A 22,896-nucleotide genomic window follows, 5' to 3' on the forward strand; every position below is an offset into this window, starting at 1 on the left:
TCTAAAAGCTGTTGTGAACAGCAGCTTTTATAAAAATACAACTCACAACAAGAGAGTCATTCTCTATGATGTTCACTGAATAAAAAGTTCATGTTTAAATTTGCTGGATCCAGAATGTCACTACGTTTTAAAAAATTAACACTTTCCATGTTTTTAATGGGCGCAGCGACGCTCAGTTTTGCTCAACCGGTATTGGTAAAAACAGAACAAAATATTGAAGAATATAAACTGGATAATGGTTTAAGAATTGTCCTTGCACCAAATGACAGAGAAAATAAGACTTTTATGAATACGGTCTATTTCACCGGTTCATTGAACGATCCGCAGGGGAAGGGTGGTCTGGCACATCTATTAGAACATTTAGCCTTTAAAGGGACTGAAAATATTAAAGGCGATGAATTTCAGCGTCGTTTGGATCAGTACACACTCTCATCGAATGCCAGTACGGATTATTATTCTACCAAATATACCAATCTGGTTCGCCCTGAAAGCACTGCACTGGCTGCGGTAATTCAGCTTGAAGCAGAACGGATGGATAAGCTGGTACTACAAGAAAAATATGTGCCAACTGAAATTGATATTGTTAAACGTGAACGTGAAATCCGTCTGGATCAGCCATTTTCAGTATTGATGGATCAAATCTTTAAATCAGCTTATGGCAACCAGCATCTTGGTCGTCTGCCAATTGGCGATTTAAACGAGCTGCAATCGATCAATATGCAGGAACTGAATCAATTCTACCGGACCTGGTATGCACCAAATAATGCCTATATGGTAATTTCAGGCAAGTTCGACAAGAAACAGGTACTGAAATATATTGACCAGCATTTTAGTCCAATCAAGGCACGTTCTGTACCAGAACAGCCGAAAGTACCAGAGTTAAGTCCTGAAAAGATTAAACAGCGTGAGTTTACTGTGGCCAAAGGCAGTGATTTTGCCAAATTCAATATCTATCTGAACCGTTCAGAAGTAGCTAAGCAGAACGCATTATCGGTAACACCAACGCTGTACACCTTGCAGCCGAGCGGGCATCTGTATCAGGGGGTGGTTGAGCAGGGAACAGCGACAGCTGTACAGTCTGTCACCTGGCTAGATAAGGACTTCAATATGGTCTTCATGGGTGCGGTTTATGCGCCGAATCATGATGCGAAAAAGGTCGAACAGGCGTTGCAGAATGGTGTCGAGCAAGGCAAAGGTTTTAATGAAACTGAGCTGAACCGGGTTAAAAATATGAGCCGCAATGCCGCTGAGAACATTAAAAATAATGCAACAGCACTAGGTTCACGCCTGAGTGATTATATTGCATCTTCCAATGGAGACTGGAGCAAATATTTTAAGGATCTGGATGCAATTCAAAACCTGACTGTGGCAGATGCTAACTCTATCTATAAAGATTTCTTTAAGGCGGAATACCGCATTCAGGGCAATATTGTACCTACGCCTGAAGATCAGAAAAAAGCCAAACAGCAAGAGCAGCTTGCAGAAGCCAAACCAACCCTGGATCTAAAACCTGTCACTGAAGAACCATTAAAAGATGTTTTGGTTTACCAGGCGGAAGTGAAACAGTATGTGAAGGAGTCTAAAAAGCTACTGACCAGCAAGGAAAAGCAGATCCAGCGTGGCAAACTGCAAAATGGCATTCAGTATGCTTTGTTCCCCACCCAGACCCGCGATGACAAAGTCTACTCGACGATTGCCCTTGATTTTGGTACAGCTGAAACACTCAAGCATAAAGGGGAATTGCTGGATCTGATGGCTTACTTGATCATGCGAGCTTCTGAGACTCAGAGCCTGCAACAGATTTCAGACAAAACTATTGAAGTGGGTGGCTCGGCCAATGTCAGTGCATCAGGCAATGGCCTGAATATTTCGATTTCAGCCAAGAAAGAATATTTTGAAGAATATTTTAAATACATTCTGGATGTATTGAAAAATCCGACTTTTGAACAGAGCCAGTTTGACCTGATCAAGTCTCAGTCTTTGTCCAGCTTAGACCGTCCTTATACAGAACCGGATACGGTGACCAGTCTGACCTTTGCACGTCTGCTTGAGCGTTATGAGCCGGGAGATTTACGTTATCATTTTGAGCCTGACTTGGCTAAACAGCAGATCAACGCAGCGACGCGTGAACAGGTCCAGCAGTTGTATCAGCGTTTCTTTAAAACCCATCATGCCCGCGTTGCGGTCACGGGTGAATTTAAGCCTCAAGCGATGCAAACATTAATCAAGCAGGAATTTGAGGGCTGGAAAAGCAATGAGCCTTATGCCCGCCTCAAGTCTGAATATATCGCGCGTACTGCTGAAAAGGTACATGCACTATCGGAACAGCGTGAGTTTGGCAGCTATGTCGCCGCTATTTCAATTCCGGTGGGTTCAGATCATCCAGATGTACCTGCATTACTGGTATTAAGACACATTTTGGGTGATTCACAACTGTCTTCTCGTCTGGCACAGGAATTACGTGAAAAGAATGCCTTGGTCTATGGCTTTAGTGCCAATGTAGATTTCGCTGAATGGGACAATGCCGGTGCCTTGGCCTTTGGCGCAAACTATACTGCAGGACGCTCTGGCCAAGTATCGGATTCAATACGTAAGGTGATTGCTGAGCTACGTAGCAAAGGTGTCACGGCACAAGAAGTCGAAGCTGCAAAAGCCAGTATTTTGAAAAAACGTGTCACAGCACTGGAAGATGATCGCCGTATTCATAGCATGCTGGTGCCTCAGTTGGAACGGAACCGTGACCTGAATTATCGTCAGAAACGTGACCGCGCGGTGGCAGCCTTAACCAAAGCAGATATCGATGCCGTGATTCAAAAGTATCTGAATGCCGGTCAGCTGGTAGAAGTGATGTCGGATCAATATGGTCAGCCGGTGAATCAGGCAATGCTGACCAAGAAATAAATTTACAGAGTAAGCTGACTCATTTAAAAATCCTCCTCTCTAAAATACTGAGCAGGAGGATTTTTTTAAGGACGGAAGATATTTATTCTTCAAGATTACATACCTTCCATAAGGTGAGGAGTAATGGATATTCAATAATTTCTAGCGATTTTCTCAACCTTTAAAGCCGGTAAAAACCTTTAGCATTGTCATAAAAAACAGATTTTAAAGCATTTTCATCATGGCTATGTACGATATCGCTAAAGGCATCAATGATATCAACCAGATTCGCACTGACCCGATCCATCGGAAAATTGGAGGCAAACATGGCACGATCCGTTCCAAAGCATTTTAGGGCATGCTGAATCAGAGGCGTCGCAAGTTCAATCAGCTGCGCTTTGGAAGCTAATTGTCGCTGCTGATGAAAATGATGACCCAGCACTGGCATAAATAGCGCAGAGACTTTGGTCATGACATTCGGACACTCTGCCAGATTGGCCAGATCTGTTTGCCAGTTTTCTAGAATCCGTTGCCTTTCTTGTGCAGTTTTTCCAGTACCTTTACCCACTGTGCCAAATAGTCCAACAGGCGTGCCGAGATGATCCAGAACAATCGGTGTTTCAGGGAAAGTCTTGGCAAGATGAATCACATCAGAAATCTGGGTGGAATACACCCACGCATCAAAACTCAGCCCGGCTTTGGCCAGATGTTCAAACCCTTTCAGGAATTTTTTATTAAGGTACAAATGGGGTTCATCAGCCCAGGCATGCACGCCTTTATCCGGATGCACGGAAGCCATTTTACGGATACCACGAAACTTGGGCGAAGCTTCCTGATGGAGTTGCAGTAACTTTTTAAAGTCTTTCCTGCGTGGATCCGCCGTAGCCACGATTGCACCCAATGCCAGATCGTGTGCCTGAAAAGGCAGACTGGCTACAAATCGGGTTTCATTCACGACACCTGTGCCTTTATGTTCATGCCAGCCTGCTTCAATATGTACCACCTGTTCGACCTGATAATGAGCAATATCCTGTTTGTAATGGGTAGGTAAATAAGGTGCGGTAATGTGTTCAGTCAGTCCTATCGTTTCAATAATTGGTTTGGGATTCAGGAGGCGCACCATATGGTCTAGCAGGCGAGGATGCTTACCAAACAGTTTGACTGCCAGTGCTGCCGCATGAGGGGTGTGATAGGGATCCCACTGATGGATATGTGGGTCGATGATGGGGAAGCTAAGCTGCATGACTTTCCTTGTTGTTATTGGAATTATTCTTATTGCTATATAGAAGTAAAATAATACGGGCGTCAATGCAAAAAGTTGATCTAAAAATGCCAGGTATAAAAAAAGCCCCGAAGGGCTGAGCATTAATGATCGTGGTCATGATCATGTTTATGCTTGTTAGCATGGAATTCTTCGTTATGACGGAAGCGCAAATAGTTTTCGAACTGCTCGCAGTATTCATCATAATTGTCTTCCAGCATCATCTGGAACTGCTGAAGAATGTAAGACATCACCTGATCTTTGGCATCACGCATTTCATTGCCATCTTTGAAATTGTTGGCTGCTACCCAGGTATTAAAACGGGCAGTTGCAAACAGCATCGAAGCGCTGACCTGACCACGCTTTTCTGCAGGATTGTCCTGAGAGCCTTTTTCTACGCGGCTAAACTCATTGGCTTGCTTGATAAATTCATCAGCACGTTCAAAGAATGCAGCATTTAACGCTTCTTCTTCGGTTACATCGGTCGCTTCAATCTTTTGAACCATGAATTTTTCCTGACACTAAAATCTTAATCGACTTATTATAGGCAAAGCCTTGCAGAAACTAAACCTTTGGCTTAATCTAAAAATAGCCTAAGCATAAAAATGTGATTCCCATGCAAGATGCAATCGCTGTACAAAGCCTGAAAAGTGACATTGCCTTATTACGCCAAAATATCTGGCCACCAGTCAATCTGGCCAATGTTGAAGGACTACCAATTTACTATGGCAGCAAGTCGCAGGTGGAAGAATATTATCGTCAGTGGACGGGTTTGATTGAAAGGGCGCAGGATCTGTTTCAGCCTTTTATGGAAGATGAGGTGCTGGATGCAGTTCATCTGCCGAGCCATTTAAATCTGCCATTATTCTATTTTCATGTCGATCGTATCCGGATCAATAAAACCCGTGCCAAAGAATCAAAAACTTTTCGTGGCATTGCCAGTCTGGTAGAAAAATGCGGTCAATTCGAGCCGGCACAGATTCAGGCGATGCAACGCTGGCTAGACAGTGATGAGACAGCAGCACTGGTAGCACATCGGGAATTTGTCGATTTGCGCACTTATGTGTTCCAGCATGGGCAAAGTGAATATACTCGGACTCGATTCTATGTGAATGGTATTGTCCTGAGCGTAGAGCAGCATTTCGAACTGGTAGATGCACGAGATAAGCCACGTAAACAGCGCAGTGACAGTTATAACGATCCGCTTGCCGATAACAATACCTGGAAAGTTTACGGTAAATATCGCTAAGTATTTACTGATCTATTTCTTCCAGAAAGGCTGTACCTGGGCAAATTGCTGTAACTCTGCCTGAATTTCCTTTTGCAGCCGCTGTTGCTCCGCATGCAACCAGCCTAGCACAAACCATGCTTTAGGCTTTCGTTTCACATAAGGCTGATATAGGCTTTCTGCAACATGTAGGTCATTATATTGACCCAGGCTTTCCTGTAGCGGTTTTAACGCTTTGAGATAATTTTTCACCTGTTTGGCTGGAAACAGGTTTTGCAGAAATTCGATGTTATAGCGTAAACGCTTTACCCGTTTACGGGTACGATGCTGATCTTTAATTGCCAGCTCACAAAACTGTTCAGCATCGGCACAGATCTGCTGATGTAATTTGCCTAGACGCTTATACAGCATACGAATATCTGTAGTGACCTGTTTAGGTTCAGCCTCACTATAACGGAGTAAGTCCAGTATCAGATAATTGGTTTCTGGTTCCCGGAACACCTGTTCTACATCGACATTTTCTTCTGTTGCCGGTGGTAAGCTCAGAATCGGTGATCCGGCAGCTTCAAGTTGTGGCAATAAGCTTTCTGCCAAGGCATCGCGATCACGTGCTGCACCGAGTTGCTGAAAAAGCTCAGTCAGTTGTTCCCCCCAAATTGGAGGAATTTCTAGCTCATCGACATTAAAAAAGCGTAAGGCACTGCGCAGACGACGGATAGCGACCCGAGCTTGATGGATATGTTCACTATTATAATGTTCAGTAGACAGCGCCGTCGCATTAGGAAGTAGGTGTTGCAAGGTATTTCTAATAATTTTCTGCAACATGCCATGTAGGTTATCATCCTTGCTTAATACCAGCGGCAGTTGATGTTGAGCAGGTGTAATGCTGCTGCCTTCAATCAAAGCATAGCCACGATCTGACTTGCTACGGCTGTCTAGCCATAAGTCATAACGTTGGATCCAGGGTTGTACAAATTCGATCAGTTCACTCAGCTGTCCCTGTTTGAGTTCAAATTCCAGCTCATAAATGGCAATAAATTCTGTACCATGCCGGATTTCACCTTGATCAAAAGCAATTTCAATCACACTGTTTTTATAGTTTTCTACATGAATAGAACGTTGCACCTCAGTTTCAAATTGCAGATGTAAAGGAATTTTTAGTGACCCTAATGCTTCTTTGAGCAGTTCACTGACTTCAGGATAATTTTTATAGTGTTTAAGGTCACATTGTTCATGCTGTTCTTTTCCTAACTCAAATTCCACCTCCAGACGTTCAAAAGGCTGTTTCCCAGGAGCTTTAAGGGTCTGTAGCCAGATTTCATTTTCTAGGCGCTGCCGTAAAGCAATGCCATGCTCGCGCAGCTGTAACTCAGTCGTATCAAAATAACGAGCCCAGAGATGATTACGCACTAGCGTTAAACTGATGAAGTCTTGTTGCAGCTGTGCGTGCATGTGGGAGGGAACTTGAAATTTGAGTTCGATTTCTGCCATCGGGTGCTCCTCCTCGATACGGCGTCTAATAATTATAATAGTGAATATAGCCCAAAGCGTTTGGAAAAGATAAGCTGCAAATGCAACAAAAAAGCACCTCTGCAACTGAAGTGCTTTAGGATAGATTTTCTACAACTGCAATAAAACTTAATAAAGCGACTTTATTTTAAAAACTTGCGGCTTATCAGAAACTGTTCTGTGGCCTCTAGCAGTTTTTGCGCATAAACTTCCTGCTTTGCAGTCAGCCAGCCCAGGACAAACCAGTCACTGGCTTCAAGCTCAGTCTGCTGAATATAGACTGCTGAGGAGGCTAGAGTCTGGTATTCAGCTGCTGCCAGCTGCGCATCATTTAGCGCCTTACTGTATTTCTGTAGATTTTTCACATCATAAATTGAAGTCAGAATTGGAAAGCTGAACTTCAGTTCCTGAATACGCACCGCAAGTAGATCTAGTTGTTCAAAATCATGAATTTCAGTCTGGTTCATCTGCTCTTGTAAAGCTTTATATTGCTGTTGCAAAGTTGCCTGTGCTACGGTTTTTAAATCCTGTGTGCTTTTGACATCTTCTTTCAGGCTAAAGATCAGCAGTTCCAGATAGTGATGCACATTCTGTGTCGACTTCACCAGATTACCCAGTTTTTCCTTGGCATATAGAATATCTTTACTCAGGTTTTCTGCAGTGGTCGGATTCTGTAAAAAGGCGGCTAATGTGCTTTGCATATGCTGTAAATGCTGCAAGTGTTCAAACTGCTTCTTAAAAGCTTCCAGCTGATGTGCCCATTTGTCTGAAATGCCAGAATGCCAGTTTTTAAATAACAGAACACTTAGATACAAATGCTCTAGCGCTTGCTGAGCCTGATCGATATGATCCTGCTCTGCGACCTGCGCTGAAATTGCTGCGATATTAGGCAGTAAATGCTGCATCTGCTGGGCGATCAGACTACATAAAGCTTTGGCTGCACTATCTTTTTTGCTGAGCTGGAATTCTTTAGCTGGTACCGCTGGGCTAACTTTTTGCTGCGTTGCAAGCAGGTTACCGATTTCTGCTTTGCTGCGCACATCGAGCCATAGCTGATATTTCTTAACCCATTCAAAGCTAAATGCCAGCAATTGTTCAACTGAACCACTTTTTAGTTCGAATTCGACTTCATGGACTTCCTGTTCGGCATCTAGAGTACGGATCGCACCGATATCGAGGGCAACTTCAATTCCAGTGCCTTCATATTCAATCACGCGCAGGGTACGGGTGATATCCGTTTCAAACTGTAGCTTGAGCTGGCTGATCTGATCACCCAGTGCGTTATTTAAAATTTGTTGCGCTTCTGGTGCAGTGGCATAAATATTTAGATCCAGTTCAGGTGCCCGTTCCAGTTCACCCAGGTCATGATTATGTTCAAAACGTTCAATATGGCTTTTACCGGCTGCTTTTAAGGTTTGTACCCAACGAGTGCCTTCCAGACGCTGACGCAGGGCTACGCCACTTTTTGAAAGCAGACGGTCTTCGGTGTCATAGTATTTGGCTTGCAGTTGAATCTGTTCGGACTTCTTCGGATCAAGTGCCTTTAACAGCGCAGTGCGGCGTGCTGCAGGAATCTGAAATTTAAGTTCAACTTCAACCATGATAAATATCCTGTTTGTACTGTCTATAAAGGTGATAGACAGAGCTGATGATGCTTTGTATATGCTGTGGATGTGAGCACATACACGCTGCAATCATGTTTTTAATTTTTAAGTCGAAGATTGTAACTAAAATCATTTTTTTAGTAAGACTTGACCAGGCTAAAAAAATCATGAACCTGTTTAAATTGATAGAATTTATTCATGCCTAAGCAGTTGAAAGCATGCTAGATTCAAGGAAAATTAAACATAGCTGAGAAAGCTCACTGCATGAAATCGCACTTTTAAATGTTTAAATAATGCGCTAATGTGAAATTAAAAATATCAGGATGATGCCATGAATGCACAAGTAGAACCTAAAGCGAATCTGACGCTAGCAGTTAGCCAGCCAATGCCGATCCGTGATTATCATGAATTTTATCGATTTTATCTGACTGAACACCGCAATATTATGAGTCGCCGTCTGCATGTAGCAGGGAGCAGTATCGGGCTGTATTTCTTTAGCAAGGCGATCATACAGCGTAAACCTAAATATTTTCTTTATGGACTGGCATCGGGTTATGCCTATGCCTGGATCGGACATTTTATTTTTGAGAAAAACAAGCCCGCTAGCTTTAAGCAGCCACTATATAGTTTTGTCTCGGATTGGCGTATGTTTGCTGATGTATTGCGTGGCAATATCAGCCTGATTAGTCGTGATCAGGACAAGATTCCAAGTTAAAACGGATTAAAAAATAAAAAAATGTATTGATGGGTCATCAAAATTACAGGAAAACGCTTGCAAGCTTAGAGTTAATGTTCTAATAATTAAGGCGTTGTCTAAAGGTAATATTTTACCAAAAGATATAGCAGCAAGAATTACACAGTTTTCCATGCCTGGAGTGACCTTCTCCGGGCTTTTTTTATGGCCAACATCCGGCAAGGTAAAATTATTACCTGACATTCTGCAATGTTCCTACAAATTAGATGCATAAAAATCAGGGTATCAAATGAGTGATTCATAACTGATGATTATTTTTATGTGATTTATTTAAGTCAAATAGCAGATATAAATTATCCCTGAAATTATTAATTTTCCACATTAAATGGACTGGTTATTTTGATACTGCATTCCTTGTATTTATTTACTGAAAATATGTCGTTATATAAGTTTGCATGGTGTCATCATGCTCCTGGTTATGCCTATAATAGCTGATGTATTTTGAATGGCGGCAGTCATGCGCGGTTTATATTTAATTACCAATGATGATCCAATTGAACTTCTTCTTGCGAAACTTGAAGGTGCGATGGCAACTTATGAAGTTGCAGTACTTCAGTATCGTCGTAAAAAAGTGGCGAAAGAAAATCAGGCTTATGAAATCGAATATATGAAACAAATGTGTGAACAATATAAAGTTCCATTTGTGATTAATGATGATTTAGAAACTGCGGTAAAATATGGCGTAGGTGTGCATTTGGGGCAGGGTGATGGTTCCATTCAGGAAGCTGTTGAACGGTTACCTAAAAATGTTTTGATTGGTCGTAGTTGCAACAACTCACTTGAGCTGGCTGAGCAAGCCATTGCAGATGGTGCAAATTATGTGGCATTTGGCGCGATCTATGCCACTGATAGCAAACCTGAAGCGGGCAATATTGGCTTGGAAACCTTAAAACTGGCCAAGCAAAAATTAAATGTACCCATCTGTGCAATTGGTGGCTTAACTGTTGAAAACTCGAAAGAGGTGATTGGGGCAGGTGCGGATCTTTGTGCGGTTATTAGCGATGTTTTAGGTCGTTCAATGTCTACTGTCGGTCAACGTGTGTATGACTGGTCAGAACTATTTGCTGAACAAGCTTAATTTTTTATTTCTTATCTTATTTTTTTGAGTTGAGTGATTTTCATGAGTTTATCTCCAAAGCAAGAACAACTATTTAAACAAGCCAATAAACATATTCCAGGTGGCGTAAACTCACCTGTACGTGCTTTTAACGGCGTAGGCGGTACGCCAGTCTTTATCGAGAAAGCACAAGGTGCTTATCTATACGATGTCGATGGTAAACGTTATGTGGACTATGTCGGTTCATGGGGCCCGATGATTTTGGGTCATGCGCATCCAGCGATTATTAAAGCTGTTCAGGATGCTGCGGTAGATGGCTTAAGCTTTGGTGCACCGACGGTTCATGAAACGACTTTGGCGGATATCATTTGCGATATCATGCCATCAATTGAACTGGTTCGTATGACCAACTCAGGTACTGAAGCAACGATGACTGCGATCCGTCTGGCACGTGGTTATACTGGTCGTGATAAGATCGTGAAGTTTGAAGGCTGTTACCACGGTCACTCTGATTCCTTACTGGTAAAAGCAGGTTCAGGCCTGTTGACCAAAGGCGAGGGCGAGGCGACTTCTGCGGGCGTACCAGCGGACTTTGCCAAACATACCTTAACACTTCCATATAATGACATCGCTACCTTAAAAGAATGCTTTGCCAAGTTCGGTTCTGAAATTGCGGGTGTGATTGTTGAACCTGTGGCAGGTAACATGAACCTTGTGAAACCAATTGACGGTTTCTTGCAAGCCATTCGTGATGTATGTGATGAGCATGGTTCAGTTTTCATTATTGATGAAGTGATGACAGGTTTCCGTGTGGGTCTTGGTGGCGCGCAAGCACATTATGGCGTAACTCCTGACTTAACCACTTTAGGTAAAATCATCGGTGCAGGTCTGCCAGTGGGTGCATTCGGAGGTAAACGTGAAGTGATGGAATGCATCGCACCGCTTGGTAAGGTGTATCAAGCAGGTACTTTGTCAGGTAACCCACTGGCAATGCGTGCTGGCATTGAGATGTTTAAACATCTGCGTCAAGAAGGTTTCTATGAGAAATTAACTGCGCAACTTGAGAAACTGCTGGTTGGTTTACAAGCTGCTGCGGATGAAGCTGGTATTCCATTCAAGACCCAACAAGTCGGTGGTATGTTTGGCCTGTACTTCACGGATCAAGAAGACATCACCAGCTTTGATTCAATGCTAAAATGTGATGTTGAAGCCTTCAAAAAATTCTTCCATGGCATGTTAAGTCGTGGTGTGAACCTGGCTCCATCTGCATTTGAAGCAGGATTTATTTCAGCTGCGCATAGTGATGAAGATATTGAGTTTACAATCCAAGCGGCTAAAGAAACTTTTGCTGAAATGAAAGGGTAATACAACCTCTCCCTAACCCTCTCCTAAAAGGAGAGGGAACATAAGCCCGAATTCCTTCGGGCTTATTTTATTCTTTTAATTAGATCGCAAAGATTTGAAATTGATAAATTAGAAATTGGATAGTTGAATGAAAACCAAACATTATCTGACCTTAAGCGATGCTGAGTTTTTGTTAAATCAGGCCTATGAATATGCACTAGAAAATGGCTTTAATGTCAGTATTGCTGTCGTTGATGAAACTGGCAATTTGCTGGCAATGAAGCGTATGGATGGTGCATCACCTATGACAGCAAACCTGTGTCTGGAAAAAGCACGTTGTTCTGCAATCAGTCGCCGTCCGTCCAAGCTGTTTGAAGATATTATCAAAGGTGGGCAAATGGGCTTTCTGACCATGGATACTTTCTCAGGTATGCTGGAAGGTGGTGAGCCGATTCTGTATCAAGGGCAGTTAGTGGGTGCAATCGGTGTATCTGGTGTGAAGTCGTTTGAAGATGCGGAGATTGCTCAGGTAGCAATTGAGAAGTTTTTAGCACAGCTGAGTTAATTCAAAATAGAAATTGATTAACTCAATTCAATAAATTGTTCCAAAATGAAGCGTGAAATATCAAATAAAAGCCCAATCGGTAATGAGGGGGCTTTTCTATATAAAATAAAAATCGTATTTCATGTCACGTTTATTATATTTTCTCCAATTTTAGAAAAAGTTTAAATTTACCTTTCGAATATTTGGCCTATTTCTAGTCTAGTGTAACCACGTTCTTTAAAGATCAAAACAATAGCTTGTCTATAATCTTCAGAAGTAGAAGTTCTATATTTATTAATTAATTGCTGCTCAGAATTAAGCTGGAGGTCATTTTTTATCGTCAATACTTCTGTAGAGACTTTATTAAAAATCTTGAAATTCAACATACAGGCGCTCTTTATCATTATTGTAGCGGCCCGACTACAACACACACCTGCCTTAGCTTAGTTAGACACCCTTAGTGACAAGGATTACAAATTAAAAAAGAATCTGCAAGTTTTTCTAAAGATGGAGCATGAATAATTTACTAAATTTATGTCTATTTAATATAAGGGTATTATATGAAATTAGTTCAATAAATGTTTGTGCAATCAAAAATTTTTCAAATTGAGACTAGACTAAAATATCATGAATCCTCATGCCATTTTGTATTTATAAGAGTCTACTATGCTGTACCCAATGCCTAAAAAAATCCAGTTTGCACCTTCCCAAGCCAAATGGCAGCTGTCCTCAACACAATCTGTTCTAGTTCTTGTAGGCTTACAAAATCTACGCATGATGCAGGGGATTCAAGACAGTGTGCTTATGCAAAACCTGATTCAAATCAGCAACAAAGCCAAAGCACTCGATATTCCCATTGTTGACCTGTACGGTGATGATCTGATTCAAGGTATGCAGCAACTCGGTGAATATGCCTCAACCCATCCACAGTTAATCTTTGCAGGCACAATCACCTCAATGTTGAAACAAATCCTGCCACATTTACAAAGTGTGACTGAGCAAATTTGCGTGATTGATGATGCGATCCTATTGTCAAATCAAGAACAGCACATTCAGTGGATCGATAATATTTCTGCACAAGGCTTGCATCATATGAATAGTTATAGCTTGACCCGATTATGGAATCTGAGTGCGCCAGCAGAATATGTGTTGTCGAGCAAAGGTATTATGTTAGCAGTAGCAGAACAGCTGGATATGGATGTACTAGATATTGATCCACATGTAGATTTAAGACAATGCGGACTGGACTCGATCGCTGTGGTAAGCCTGGTTGGTGTGTAGCGCGCTAATGGTGCAAATGTCCGTTATGAAGATGTTTATGAATATCCTTCACTAGAAGAACTGGTGAGTTTTGTTCTGCAATCAGCACGCAGATAAGCACGAATTGGGCAATTTTCTTAATATAATCGGAAATTTCATCGGCAATTACAGAAAACGACATTGTAATTCTGTGCCAAGCTTTCTATCATTGCCGCCTTGTTTTGCGCGATCAGCCAGGGATTGAACTTTGAGCAATTTTCTAACCGAACATCTGATTCATCGTGATGACGATTTTATGGTCATTCATAAACCAGCAGGTTTACTCACAGTACCCGGTAAAACAGAAGATTTGCAAGATTGCCTGATTAACAGATTAGTAGAATTAGAACCAAAAACACTGCTTATTCATCGTCTCGATCGGGACACTTCAGGAATTCTGGTCTTTGCCTTAAGCCGTGAAGGACAAAAATCTATTTCGCGCCAGTTTCAGGAACGCCAAACCGATAAAACCTATCAAGCTATTGTAGCCGGAACATTAGACGGTGAAGGTACTGTCGATGTACCGGTGATCTATGATCCAAGCCGTCCACCATTACATATTGCTGAACCAAATCATAACAAGCCCGCATTGACCCACTGGCAGGCAGTCGAGCATTTTGAAATTCAGGGACAGCCCGTTACTCGCGTCAAACTGACACCCATTACCGGTCGTTCACACCAGCTCCGTGTACACATGCAGTATCTCGGTCATCCAATTATTGGCGATACCTTATATGCTACAGTGCAACAGCAAAAGTTGATGCCACGCCTGTGTCTGCATGCAGAACAGCTCAGTTTTATTCATCCTAAAAATGCAGAAAAAGTCGAGTTTCATTGCCCTGCACCATTCTAGGAAATACTTGTTTAATCGTCGTTATTGATGCCCACTTTTGGTGGGCTTTGTGTCAAAATATATTGCTTGAAGGTGTGAAATTTTGCTCAAATGATGTGTTATTTTTGAGCATAATCTTTACAGTCTTGTACTTAAGATAAAGGTGGAAAAATTGCAGCAGTTTGCTATTGGTCAACGTTGGTTATCAGATACTGAAACAGAACTCGGTCTGGGGGTTCTCATTGATGTTGATGAGCGATCGGTCAGCATTTTATTCCCGAAAAGCGACGAAACCCGTGTCTATGCACGTAGCAATGCGCCTTTGTCTCGTATCATTTTTAATGTAAATGATGAACTGCAAGACCAGGAAGGCAATACCTGGACGGTTGAATCTTTTGAAGATCGCAACGGCGTGGTGCGTTATCAGGTTGTACGTACTTTAAGTGATGGTACTGAAGAACGTAAAGCTCTGAATGAAACCCGTATTGGTGCAACCATTCAGTTGTCTAAGCCATTAGACCGTTTGTTGGCTAGCCAGATCGATTATAAAGAATGGTATGATCTACGCATTGAAGCCATGCTCATGCAAGCCAATATGCAAAGCAGCCCGTTACGTGGTCTGGTTGGCTCACGTGTAGGACTGATTCCGCATCAGCTGTATATCGCACACGAAGTCGGTAAACGTTTTGCACCACGTGTATTGCTGGCGGATGAAGTAGGTCTGGGTAAAACCATTGAAGCCGGTTTGATCATTCACCAACAGCTAAAAACCGGCCGTTCTGAACGTATTCTGATTCTGGTACCAGATTCACTGCAATATCAGTGGATGATTGAAATGCGCCGTCGTTTCAATCTGGAATTCTCACTATTTGATTTAACTCGTACTGCATCGATCAAAGAACACGATCCTGATCTGAACCCATTTCTGACTGAACAGCGCATTATTGCTTCTATTGACCTGATGATTGACCACGAAGACCTGCGTGAGCAGGCGCTTGAAGCTGGTTTCGATCTGCTGGTTGTCGATGAAGCGCATCATTTGATGTGGAGTGAAGAAGAGGGAGGTAACGACCGTTACGATCTGGTTGAAGAACTATCTGAAAAAACACCAGGTGTATTATTGTTAACGGCAACACCTGAACAGCTGGGTGTGGAATCGCACTTTGCGCGTTTACGTTTGCTGGATCCACAACGTTTCAGTTCATTAGACCGTTTCCTGGATGAGGAAGCACAATATCAGCAGACTGCAAAAATTGCTGAAGTGCTAATGTCAGATATGCCACTTGAAGAAGGGCATCTGGCAGCACTTGAAGGTCTGCTTGGTCATCGTATTGAAGATAACCCTGAGCAACGTTTCCGTGCGATTCACGAACTGCTAGACCGCCATGGAACAGGTCGTATCCTGTTCCGTAATACCCGTGAAGCCATTCAGGGCTTCCCGGGGCGGGACTGCCAGCCAGCACCATTACCAGCACCTGAAAACTGGTCTAAAGATGGCAAGCTACGTGAGCAAATGTGGCCAGAAGAATCACAGCCTGATGGTTCCTGGATGGAATCAGATCCACGAGTAATGTGGTTGATGGAAAAACTCCGCACTGATCTCAAACACAAAAAAGTGCTTTTGATTGCGCGTAGTGGTCCAGTAGTAGAAGCACTGGAAAATGTGCTACGTCTTCATGCTGGTATCCGTACTGCGATGTTCCATGAAGGCATGAGCCTGCTGGAACGTGACCAGGCAGCAGCTTATTTCGCTGAAGAGTCTTATGGCGCACAGATTTTGCTGTGTTCAGAAATTGGTTCTGAAGGCCGTAACTTCCAGTTTGCTTCTGACCTGATTCTATTTGACTTGCCAGCAAATCCAGATGTGCTTGAGCAGCGTATCGGTCGTCTGGATCGTATCGGTCAGGAAAATCGTATCCAGATCCATGTACCTTATCTGGTCGGCACTGCACAAGAGCGTATGTTCCGCTGGTATAACGAAGCACTGAATATTTTCAGTAATATTTCGCCAACTGCGCAAACACTGCAAGAAAACTTCATTATTGAATTAAAAGATTGTTTATTGGCAGATAAAGGTCAGGCTTTTGAAGACCTGCTAGAAGAAGTGACTGTACAACGTCAGGCGCTGGAAGCAGAACTGCAAGAAGGCCGTGACCGTCTGTTGGAATACAACTCTTGCCGTCCAATGGTGGCACAGGAAATCGTCACTGCCCTAGAAGATTATGACGATAATACGACTTTGCCAATGTTCATGAAGCGCTTTATGGCATCGACCAACATTGATTTTGATGAGCAAAGTAATGGTACTGTGATCATCAAGCCAACCGATCAAATGCAGGTGCAAGGTCTGACTCTGGATGAAGAGGGCATGACTGCAACCTTCTATCGTGATCAGGCACAAATCCGTGAAGATGCTCAATACTTGACGCTTGAACATCCATTCACTGAAAGTGTGATGGAAATGATCAATACGCAAGGTTTTGGTAGTACTAACGTTGCGGTGTTGAAGTCTGCTGCATTGCCACAAGGTTCAGTATTGCTTGAAGTCTGGTTTAAAGTGGATGTCGTGGCACCGAAAGCACTGAACTTACCATCAAGCTTGCCACAACAATTGGTTCGGGTATTGCTGAGCGAAAAAGGTCAGGATCTGTCGCAAAAAATTGCACCAGAAATCCTGAAGCCATACTTGCATCATCTTGATGGCAATAGCTGCCGTCAGGTCGTGAAAGCGCGTCGTGAAGTAATTGAAGCACGTTATCAACAGGCACTGGAACTGGCTCGTGCTGCTTTGCCACAATTCAAGCAACAAGCCAAAGAAGTCTATGGCAGTAAATGGCAATATGAAATTGACCGTCTGACTTACCTGAAACAGTTCAACCCAAGTATCCGTGAAGATGAAATTTCTCGTCTGCAAAAACTGCAGAAAGAAGGTTTAAGCTTACTGGATGGTCTGTCTGTAACCCCAGAAGCGATTCAGGTGATGGTGGTGGTTAAACCATAACAATCATCTAAGAAAAGGCAGCCTTCGGGCTGTTTTTTTATGGCTATTTTTCTACAAGAAATCTGGATTGAAATTATGAGGATTTATATGATTAAAACTATTTCATTTAGATAAGAATATTTGTTTGAAGATATAAGCTGTCAGTAAATGGTTGTTGTTAAAAATCATCTTCGGTTAAAATGGTAAAAAACCATAACAAGAAGTCAAAATAATGTCTCAGGCGTTTATTACTTTAGGCTCGCAAACTTCACATGGTGGTGTAGTTGCCGAAGCGGAAAATTCTATATTAATTCACGGAATCGCTGTGCATTTACAAGGCATGAAGCATTACTGTCCCAAGTGCAATAGCGTGGTGACCGCCATTGCCAAAAATCAATCCATTACTGTTTTAGGGCGGGCTGTGATTGTCGCAGGTGATAAAGCCAGTTGTGGCGCCCAGTTTCTGGCAAATCAGTATCTGACAGTTTCGCAAAAATAATCCAGCTGCTTTTATCCTTCATTCGGTGACTTCAAGGTCATGCTTAGGAAGAATATGTGCTCATTTTTAGTCATCTTTAAGGTTAAGCTTGCAGACATCATGGATTGAAAAACTATATAACCGCATGAAGCCAGCCTTACATTTTACCCATGCCAATGGCATTCCATCAGCGACCTATCGGAAGTTCCTGAACGGTTTTCAGGATGAATATACGGTTAAAAGTATTCCTTTGATCGGCATGAATCCAGATTATCCAATTACCACAGACTGGCGTTATTTGGTGGATGAGGTGATTGCCGATATTGAACAGCAATTTTCAGGAAAATCAGTGATTGGACTTGGGCACTCTTTTGGCGGTTTGGTTACGATGATGGCAGCTTATAAAAAGCCAGCTTTATTTTCTAAGCTTATCATTATGGATCCGCCTTTTGTGATTGGGAAAAACAGTGCGTTATTTGAACTGGTGAAAAAGCTCAATTTAAAAAGTATTGATCGCTTTACTCCGGCAGGTATTACTTTAAAGCGTAAAGACCACTGGTCATCTCAGCTGGACGCGGTAGAGGCGCTGAGATCGAATCGCCTGTTTAAGCATTTTGATGAACAGTGTTTTCAGGACTATATCGACAGTGGAATTGTTGAAGATCAACAGCGCGGTGGTGTAACTTTAAAAATTCCAAAACAGGTTGAAGCAGAAATCTTTCGGACAGTTCCGGCCTGGTGGTGGCGTACCCCGCGTAAAGCACCGCAAGTTCCCATTCACCTCATCACTGCAGAACAGAGCCAGTTCTATCAACAGGGTCTGCCGCAAGGCTTAAAGAAAATTTATCAAATTGATTATTCAGTCTTGCCAGGTGGACATATGTTTCCACTGGAACAGCCAAAACAGGTAGCTGAATATGTAAAAGCCAAACTGAAAACTTTGGGATAATATCAAATAGAAAGAGATAACCGACATCTCTTTCTATTTAGCTTATATTCATCAAGATTAACGGATTTGAGACTGATCGAGATGTCGAGCACCTTCCAAAATCATGCGGATCATGATCATGGTCTGCTCCGCAATTTCCTGACGTTCATCAGCTGGCATATCTATCACTTTGGCACCCATGTTAAATACCAGCTGGGTAATCGCTTTGGCAGCGATATCCGGATAGAGCAGACGGCTTTTATTTAGTCTTTCCAGACGCACCAGGTCTTCCTGTAATTCCTGCTGAAAATACTGGAGTTGACGTTCTACCGCCTGTTTATATGATTGTGAACCAGTATAGCCTTCACGGAGTAACAAACTCAGGTTGCCTTCATCAGCATCTAACTGGGCAATAAATACTTCTACTGAACTACGAATAATACTGTTCTGTTTCGATGCCTTTAAACGCGATTCATTCAGAATCTTACGCAAAACCAGACCGGCACGGTCAATCAGTTCAATTGCCAGTTCATCGATATCTTTAAAGTGACGATAAAAGCTGTTCGGTGCAATACCGGCTTCGCGTGCTACTTCACGCAGGCTTAAAGAGGCAATACTTTTTTGTGGGCCAATCAGATTTAAGGCTGCCTGAAACAGTTCTTCTTTGGTAATCGTCGCCTTACGCCCCACGCTGCGTACAATGATCGGTTCATCAATGTTCTTTGTTTTGAGTAGGGAAGCGTCACTGCTTATTTTCATTGAAGACTCGTCATGTATTGGATATGAGGCATTCCAGTATTATAGCGAAGCGCAGCAAACTTGTGAAATGAATAGAAACAATACAGATGTATATACAAATATATATACATGTGTATAATAATTCAAAACCCAACAAGATTGCTATGAAGATGCAGGTACTCGCAAAACGTAAATCGCCGATCGATTTCTTTAAAGAAAGCGTGATTGATCAGCATGCGATTAATTTCTGGATGCAGAAATTTAACCCACTCTGGTCGCTGAACCAGCCATTGGGCAAGATTGTGCATAAAGAAAATGCTGCCCAGGATATGGTCAGCCTGAAAATTCAGGTCAATCGCTTGTTCAAATTTGGCGAAGCGGGCCAGCATCATCCAGTTTACGTTGTGGTAAATGGTATTCGTTACGAGCGTAGCTATAGTTTGACGCAGTTAGACCAGCAACACGTGTTACTAACCATCAAGAAAGTTGAAGATGGTAAGGTAAGTCATTGGGCGGCAAATATCGCTCAAGTTTGTGACATTATTGAATTCGGTTTGCCATTTGGTGATATGACTTTAGCTGTTGAAGCAACACCAATGCTGTTGTTGGCGGCGGGTAGTGGTATTACACCTATGCTGAGTTTGCTCGAAGCATTGAGCAAGACTGGCAAGCTGAGTCAACAGCCAATACAGCTTCTGTACTGGGTAAAGCATTATCAAGATGTCGCATTCAAATCACGTTTTGAAGAATTTGCTGCGCAGTATCCAAACTTTAGCTTTAAAGTATTCGCGACTCAGGAACAACTGGCTGCGGAACGCTTGAATCAAAGTCATCTGACCAATCTTCAAAATATTGATCAGACAACAGTCTATGCTTGCGGTCCATCAGGTTTTGTCGCTCAGGCAGAAATACTGTTTGCTCATGCCAAAGTATTTAAGTCTGAGGCTTTCAGCATGAGTTTGGACGATAACACTGAAACAGGCTTTGTGAATGTCACACTGACGCAATCTAATAAAGTTGTTAGCATTCCAAAAGGTCAGTCTATTCTGGCGAGTCTGGAACAGCAAAATATTAAACCGAACCACGGCTGTCGTATGGGTATTTGTAATAAATGCGCTTGCAATAAAGTTGAAGGTTCTACCAAAAATTTAGTCAATGGCGCACAAAATAAAGAACCAGGAAATCTCCTGAAAATTTGTGTGAATTCAGCGCAGACTGACCTTGTCATCGACCTATAAGCGAGTTGATCACTATGAATATGCCAGTAAAATTTCAGTATTTTAAAAATCCAAAAAACCGTGAACTGACACAGACAGAATTGGACGAACTTGCGCGCGAACTTGATGCGATCAAGCAGGAAGTGTTAGATGACTTGGGCGAAAAAGACGCGAAATACATCCGTCGTATCTATTCTGCAATTCGTTACTCTTCTATCGCGGGTCGTGCGTTATTGTTCGCAGGCTGGTTCCCTCCAGCATGGGTTTTAGGTACAGGTCTGCTTGGTTTTGCCAAAATCATGGAAAATATGGAATTGGGTCATAATGTCATGCACGGTCAGTACGACTGGATGAATGATCCTAAGATGAATGGCCAGACCTATGAATGGGATATTGTGGGTACTTCTGACAACTGGCGTCAAACCCATAACTTTAAACATCATACCTATACCAATATTAAAGGTATGGATGATGATATCGGCTATGGTCTGGTTCGTCTGTTCCCTGAACAACGCTGGAAACCGGGTTATTTATTACAACCGATTTACAGCATTCCATTCTGCCTATTGTTCCAATGGGGCGTAGCGATTCAAAACCTTGAACTAGGTAAATACTTCAAGGGTCGTAAAACCAAGGAACAGACCAAAGAAGAATGGAAACCAATGCAGCGTAAAATTACCAAGCAGCTGTTTAAGGACTATGTCTTCTTCCCATTAATTGCAGGTCCTGCTGCATTGCCGGTGTTTGCTGGTAATATGGTGGCAAATGGTATCCGTAACGTTTGGACATTTAGTATTATTTTCTGTGGTCACTTTACCAAGGATGTTGAAGTATTCCCGAAATCAGTACTGGAAAACGAAAGCCGTGGTCACTGGTATATGCGCCAGATTCGTGGTTCATCGAATCTGACAGGCTCTGAAGCGTTTCATATTCTGACTGGTCATTTGAGCCATCAGATTGAGCATCATTTATACCCTGATGTACCTGCACGTCGTTATCGTCAAATGGCGCCAAAAGTTCAGGCGGTTTGTGAAAAATATGGTCTGAACTATAACAATGCCAGTCTGGTCAAACAGTATGGTAGCGTGATTAAGCGTATTGTGAAATATGCTTTTCCATTTAAAAAATAAGTTTCTATAATTTAATAGACAACCACTTCAATTGAAGTGGTTTTTTTATTCCTTCAATTATATTTTCAGTCTTGAACATGGCTACGTAAAATCCGAATGAGATTGATATAGTTTCCTTTCTTTGCGGCTGAAATGACACGATCGATTTCTTCTTTTTTCCATTTATGCCGACGTGCAGCACAAATAAATTTTGATAGCAAGATAAAAGGATTGTCACCGTATTGGATATATAGATTTCTTATGTATTTGGGGGGATTAAATTAGACCTCTTTCATAAATCATTTTTTGCTCAGTTCCAAGTTGTAGATTCCAGCAATTAAATTGAATCTCAAACCAAGCCTTTTACCTCTATTTCGATAACGCTCAGCAAGGATTCTGAAGGTTTTCAGGCTGCCAAATACATGCTCAATTCCGATTCTTCTTTTATTGATTTCCTGATTATAGATTTTCAATTCAGGATCCAATTTACAGTGTCTTTTGGCTTTTAATGGCAACAGGCTATTCGGATACAACACATAAATCCCCTGATAGCCTTTATCTGCAAGGATAAAAGCCCCAAAAGGAATCTGGTTTAAATTCCGTTTGAACAACTCGAAATCATGCACTGCACCGCGACTGGTACATAAACTCAGAATCTGCTGAGTTTTGTAGTGAATCATGGCCTGTACTTTAAAGGTATCGGTCTTTTTCTTGCCGCTATAGCTTTTCTTCTGTTTTTTTAGGCCTTTGGATTGGAATTTCCGTGGCATCCACGATCACAACATTCCAGTCGATGCCTTCGCCCTCGGGTAAATCTTTGGGTAAATTAAACAGATTGGACCGAATCAGGCAGTCTTCAACATGACGGACAATTCTTGAGGCTGTGGGCTCTGAAATCCCGTAACTCGTCGCAACGTGAAATAAGGTTCGGTATTCCCGCCAATAGCTCAGACAGAGCAGAACCTGATCCTCCAGGCTTAACTTGGGCGGTCTGCCTTTGGCAGAGACATGCTTCTGCAATTGCTCAACCATCAAATAGAAAGTTGACCATGAGATGCCTGTGTATCGCTTGAACTGAGGATCAGAAAGCTTGTTTGAATCGATGTATTTCATCCGCAGATTATGCACGAATGC

The 22,896-nt window shown here is 42.3% G+C and carries 21 protein-coding genes and 1 pseudogene; 13 read left to right on the forward strand and 9 right to left on the reverse strand.

Features of this window, described 5'->3' with window-relative positions:
- Positions 1 to 114 precede the first annotated feature (114 nt).
- Positions 115 to 2,901, forward strand: coding sequence for a pitrilysin family protein (locus ACS72_RS10530; RefSeq protein ID WP_048882078.1), 2,787 nt, complete (start codon positions 115 to 117; stop codon positions 2,899 to 2,901).
- Positions 2,902 to 3,061: 160 nt separating this feature from the next.
- On the opposite strand, the gene ACS72_RS10535 is transcribed toward ACS72_RS10530, so the two are convergent.
- A complete protein-coding gene (locus tag ACS72_RS10535) occupies positions 3,062 to 4,123 on the reverse strand; it encodes an amidohydrolase (RefSeq protein WP_048882079.1) in 1,062 nt (353 codons plus the stop codon).
- 122 nt (positions 4,124 to 4,245) lie between these two features.
- On the reverse strand, positions 4,246 to 4,647 hold the full coding sequence (locus tag ACS72_RS10540; protein ID WP_004812380.1) for a DUF3144 domain-containing protein: 402 nt from the start codon (positions 4,645 to 4,647) through the stop codon (positions 4,246 to 4,248).
- Positions 4,648 to 4,757: 110 nt separating this feature from the next.
- Between ACS72_RS10540 and ACS72_RS10545 the strand changes: the two genes are divergently transcribed.
- Positions 4,758 to 5,390 carry a hypothetical protein gene (locus ACS72_RS10545; RefSeq protein ID WP_004812381.1) on the forward strand — a complete coding sequence of 211 codons (633 nt, stop codon included), beginning with the start codon at positions 4,758 to 4,760 and terminating at the stop codon, positions 5,388 to 5,390.
- 12 nt (positions 5,391 to 5,402) lie between these two features.
- Here ACS72_RS10545 and ACS72_RS10550 read toward each other — a convergent pair whose 3' ends face one another.
- On the reverse strand, positions 5,403 to 6,860 hold the full coding sequence (locus ACS72_RS10550) for a CHAD domain-containing protein (RefSeq protein WP_048882080.1): 1,458 nt from the start codon (positions 6,858 to 6,860) through the stop codon (positions 5,403 to 5,405).
- A gap of 161 nt (positions 6,861 to 7,021) precedes the next feature.
- Positions 7,022 to 8,479 carry an inorganic triphosphatase gene (locus tag ACS72_RS10555; RefSeq protein WP_048882081.1) on the reverse strand — a complete coding sequence of 486 codons (1,458 nt, stop codon included), beginning with the start codon at positions 8,477 to 8,479 and terminating at the stop codon, positions 7,022 to 7,024.
- Between the two features lie 334 nt (positions 8,480 to 8,813).
- Here ACS72_RS10555 and ACS72_RS10560 point away from each other — a divergent pair, with 334 nt between their 5' ends.
- Positions 8,814 to 9,197 carry a DUF962 domain-containing protein gene (locus ACS72_RS10560; RefSeq protein WP_048882082.1) on the forward strand — a complete coding sequence of 128 codons (384 nt, stop codon included), beginning with the start codon at positions 8,814 to 8,816 and terminating at the stop codon, positions 9,195 to 9,197.
- A gap of 6 nt (positions 9,198 to 9,203) precedes the next feature.
- On the opposite strand, the gene ACS72_RS10565 is transcribed toward ACS72_RS10560, so the two are convergent.
- The gene (locus tag ACS72_RS10565; RefSeq protein ID WP_004812390.1) at positions 9,204 to 9,419 is read right to left on the reverse strand and encodes a hypothetical protein; all 216 of its coding nucleotides are present in this window, start codon (positions 9,417 to 9,419) and stop codon (positions 9,204 to 9,206) included.
- 274 nt (positions 9,420 to 9,693) lie between these two features.
- On the opposite strand from ACS72_RS10565, the gene thiE reads away from it, so the two are divergent.
- From thiE to ACS72_RS10580, 3 genes are all read left to right on the forward strand, one after another.
- Positions 9,694 to 10,314: a thiamine phosphate synthase gene (gene thiE, locus ACS72_RS10570; protein ID WP_048882083.1), complete on the forward strand. Its 621-nt coding sequence runs from the start codon at positions 9,694 to 9,696 to the stop codon at positions 10,312 to 10,314.
- Positions 10,315 to 10,356: 42 nt separating this feature from the next.
- The gene (hemL, locus tag ACS72_RS10575; RefSeq protein ID WP_048882084.1) at positions 10,357 to 11,658 is read left to right on the forward strand and encodes a glutamate-1-semialdehyde 2,1-aminomutase; all 1,302 of its coding nucleotides are present in this window, start codon (positions 10,357 to 10,359) and stop codon (positions 11,656 to 11,658) included.
- A 127-nt stretch (positions 11,659 to 11,785) separates the two neighbouring features.
- A complete protein-coding gene (locus tag ACS72_RS10580) occupies positions 11,786 to 12,202 on the forward strand; it encodes a heme-binding protein (RefSeq protein ID WP_048882085.1) in 417 nt (138 codons plus the stop codon).
- 167 nt (positions 12,203 to 12,369) lie between these two features.
- Here the strand turns inward: ACS72_RS10580 and ACS72_RS10585 are convergent, their stop codons facing one another.
- Positions 12,370 to 12,567 (reverse strand): hypothetical protein, encoded by a 198-nt coding sequence (locus ACS72_RS10585; RefSeq protein ID WP_004812396.1) that lies wholly within the window; start codon positions 12,565 to 12,567, stop codon positions 12,370 to 12,372.
- A gap of 280 nt (positions 12,568 to 12,847) precedes the next feature.
- Between ACS72_RS10585 and ACS72_RS10590 the strand changes: the two are divergent.
- From ACS72_RS10590 to ACS72_RS10610, 5 genes and pseudogenes are all read left to right on the forward strand, one after another.
- Positions 12,848 to 13,558, forward strand: a pseudogene (locus tag ACS72_RS10590) (phosphopantetheine-binding protein).
- A 130-nt stretch (positions 13,559 to 13,688) separates the two neighbouring features.
- Entirely contained in the window at positions 13,689 to 14,333 is a 645-nt protein-coding gene (locus ACS72_RS10595) for an RluA family pseudouridine synthase (RefSeq protein WP_048882086.1), read from the forward strand.
- Between the two features lie 142 nt (positions 14,334 to 14,475).
- Positions 14,476 to 17,313, forward strand: coding sequence for an RNA polymerase-associated protein RapA (rapA, locus tag ACS72_RS10600; RefSeq protein WP_048882087.1), 2,838 nt, complete (start codon positions 14,476 to 14,478; stop codon positions 17,311 to 17,313).
- 211 nt (positions 17,314 to 17,524) lie between these two features.
- Positions 17,525 to 17,791 carry a PAAR domain-containing protein gene (locus ACS72_RS10605; RefSeq protein ID WP_048882088.1) on the forward strand — a complete coding sequence of 89 codons (267 nt, stop codon included), beginning with the start codon at positions 17,525 to 17,527 and terminating at the stop codon, positions 17,789 to 17,791.
- A 124-nt stretch (positions 17,792 to 17,915) separates the two neighbouring features.
- Positions 17,916 to 18,719 (forward strand): alpha/beta fold hydrolase, encoded by an 804-nt coding sequence (locus ACS72_RS10610; RefSeq protein ID WP_048882089.1) that lies wholly within the window; start codon positions 17,916 to 17,918, stop codon positions 18,717 to 18,719.
- 57 nt (positions 18,720 to 18,776) lie between these two features.
- Here ACS72_RS10610 and fabR read toward each other — a convergent pair whose 3' ends face one another.
- Positions 18,777 to 19,457, reverse strand: coding sequence for an HTH-type transcriptional repressor FabR (fabR, locus tag ACS72_RS10615; RefSeq protein WP_004894263.1), 681 nt, complete (start codon positions 19,455 to 19,457; stop codon positions 18,777 to 18,779).
- 149 nt (positions 19,458 to 19,606) lie between these two features.
- Here fabR and ACS72_RS10620 point away from each other — a divergent pair, with 149 nt between their 5' ends.
- Entirely contained in the window at positions 19,607 to 20,674 is a 1,068-nt protein-coding gene (locus ACS72_RS10620) for a ferredoxin reductase (RefSeq protein ID WP_048882090.1), read from the forward strand.
- A 14-nt stretch (positions 20,675 to 20,688) separates the two neighbouring features.
- A complete protein-coding gene (locus ACS72_RS10625) occupies positions 20,689 to 21,783 on the forward strand; it encodes an acyl-CoA desaturase (RefSeq protein WP_048882091.1) in 1,095 nt (364 codons plus the stop codon).
- Between the two features lie 278 nt (positions 21,784 to 22,061).
- Here ACS72_RS10625 and ACS72_RS10630 read toward each other — a convergent pair whose 3' ends face one another.
- Both ACS72_RS10630 and ACS72_RS10635 read right to left on the reverse strand, forming a co-directional pair.
- Positions 22,062 to 22,532: an IS5/IS1182 family transposase gene (locus ACS72_RS10630; RefSeq protein WP_048882092.1), complete on the reverse strand. Its 471-nt coding sequence runs from the start codon at positions 22,530 to 22,532 to the stop codon at positions 22,062 to 22,064.
- A partial coding sequence (locus ACS72_RS10635; RefSeq protein WP_048880891.1) for a transposase family protein occupies positions 22,480 to 22,896 on the reverse strand: 417 nt, incomplete at its 5' end. The genes ACS72_RS10630 and ACS72_RS10635, both read right to left, overlap by 53 nt.

Source organism: Acinetobacter sp. VT 511 (assembly GCF_001077515.1).
Classification (GTDB): Bacteria; Pseudomonadota; Gammaproteobacteria; order Pseudomonadales; family Moraxellaceae; genus Acinetobacter; species Acinetobacter schindleri.

What these genes read in the sequence shown, in the direction of transcription:
- ACS72_RS10530 (WP_048882078.1), top strand. Translation starts at nt 115, where the DNA reads ATGTCACTACGTTTTAAAAAATTAACACTTTCCATGTTTTTAATGGGC.
- ACS72_RS10535 (WP_048882079.1), bottom strand. Translation starts at nt 4,123, where the DNA reads ATGCAGCTTAGCTTCCCCATCATCGACCCACATATCCATCAGTGGGAT.
- ACS72_RS10540 (WP_004812380.1), bottom strand. Translation starts at nt 4,647, where the DNA reads ATGGTTCAAAAGATTGAAGCGACCGATGTAACCGAAGAAGAAGCGTTA.
- ACS72_RS10545 (WP_004812381.1), top strand. Translation starts at nt 4,758, where the DNA reads ATGCAAGATGCAATCGCTGTACAAAGCCTGAAAAGTGACATTGCCTTA.
- ACS72_RS10550 (WP_048882080.1), bottom strand. Translation starts at nt 6,860, where the DNA reads ATGGCAGAAATCGAACTCAAATTTCAAGTTCCCTCCCACATGCACGCA.
- ACS72_RS10555 (WP_048882081.1), bottom strand. Translation starts at nt 8,479, where the DNA reads ATGGTTGAAGTTGAACTTAAATTTCAGATTCCTGCAGCACGCCGCACT.
- ACS72_RS10560 (WP_048882082.1), top strand. Translation starts at nt 8,814, where the DNA reads ATGAATGCACAAGTAGAACCTAAAGCGAATCTGACGCTAGCAGTTAGC.
- ACS72_RS10565 (WP_004812390.1), bottom strand. Translation starts at nt 9,419, where the DNA reads ATGTCAGGTAATAATTTTACCTTGCCGGATGTTGGCCATAAAAAAAGC.
- thiE (WP_048882083.1), top strand. Translation starts at nt 9,694, where the DNA reads ATGCGCGGTTTATATTTAATTACCAATGATGATCCAATTGAACTTCTT.
- hemL (WP_048882084.1), top strand. Translation starts at nt 10,357, where the DNA reads ATGAGTTTATCTCCAAAGCAAGAACAACTATTTAAACAAGCCAATAAA.
- ACS72_RS10580 (WP_048882085.1), top strand. Translation starts at nt 11,786, where the DNA reads ATGAAAACCAAACATTATCTGACCTTAAGCGATGCTGAGTTTTTGTTA.
- ACS72_RS10585 (WP_004812396.1), bottom strand. Translation starts at nt 12,567, where the DNA reads ATGTTGAATTTCAAGATTTTTAATAAAGTCTCTACAGAAGTATTGACG.
- ACS72_RS10605 (WP_048882088.1), top strand. Translation starts at nt 17,525, where the DNA reads ATGTCTCAGGCGTTTATTACTTTAGGCTCGCAAACTTCACATGGTGGT.
- ACS72_RS10610 (WP_048882089.1), top strand. Translation starts at nt 17,916, where the DNA reads ATGAAGCCAGCCTTACATTTTACCCATGCCAATGGCATTCCATCAGCG.
- fabR (WP_004894263.1), bottom strand. Translation starts at nt 19,457, where the DNA reads ATGAAAATAAGCAGTGACGCTTCCCTACTCAAAACAAAGAACATTGAT.
- ACS72_RS10620 (WP_048882090.1), top strand. Translation starts at nt 19,607, where the DNA reads ATGCAGGTACTCGCAAAACGTAAATCGCCGATCGATTTCTTTAAAGAA.
- ACS72_RS10625 (WP_048882091.1), top strand. Translation starts at nt 20,689, where the DNA reads ATGAATATGCCAGTAAAATTTCAGTATTTTAAAAATCCAAAAAACCGT.
- ACS72_RS10630 (WP_048882092.1), bottom strand. Translation starts at nt 22,532, where the DNA reads ATGCCACGGAAATTCCAATCCAAAGGCCTAAAAAAACAGAAGAAAAGC.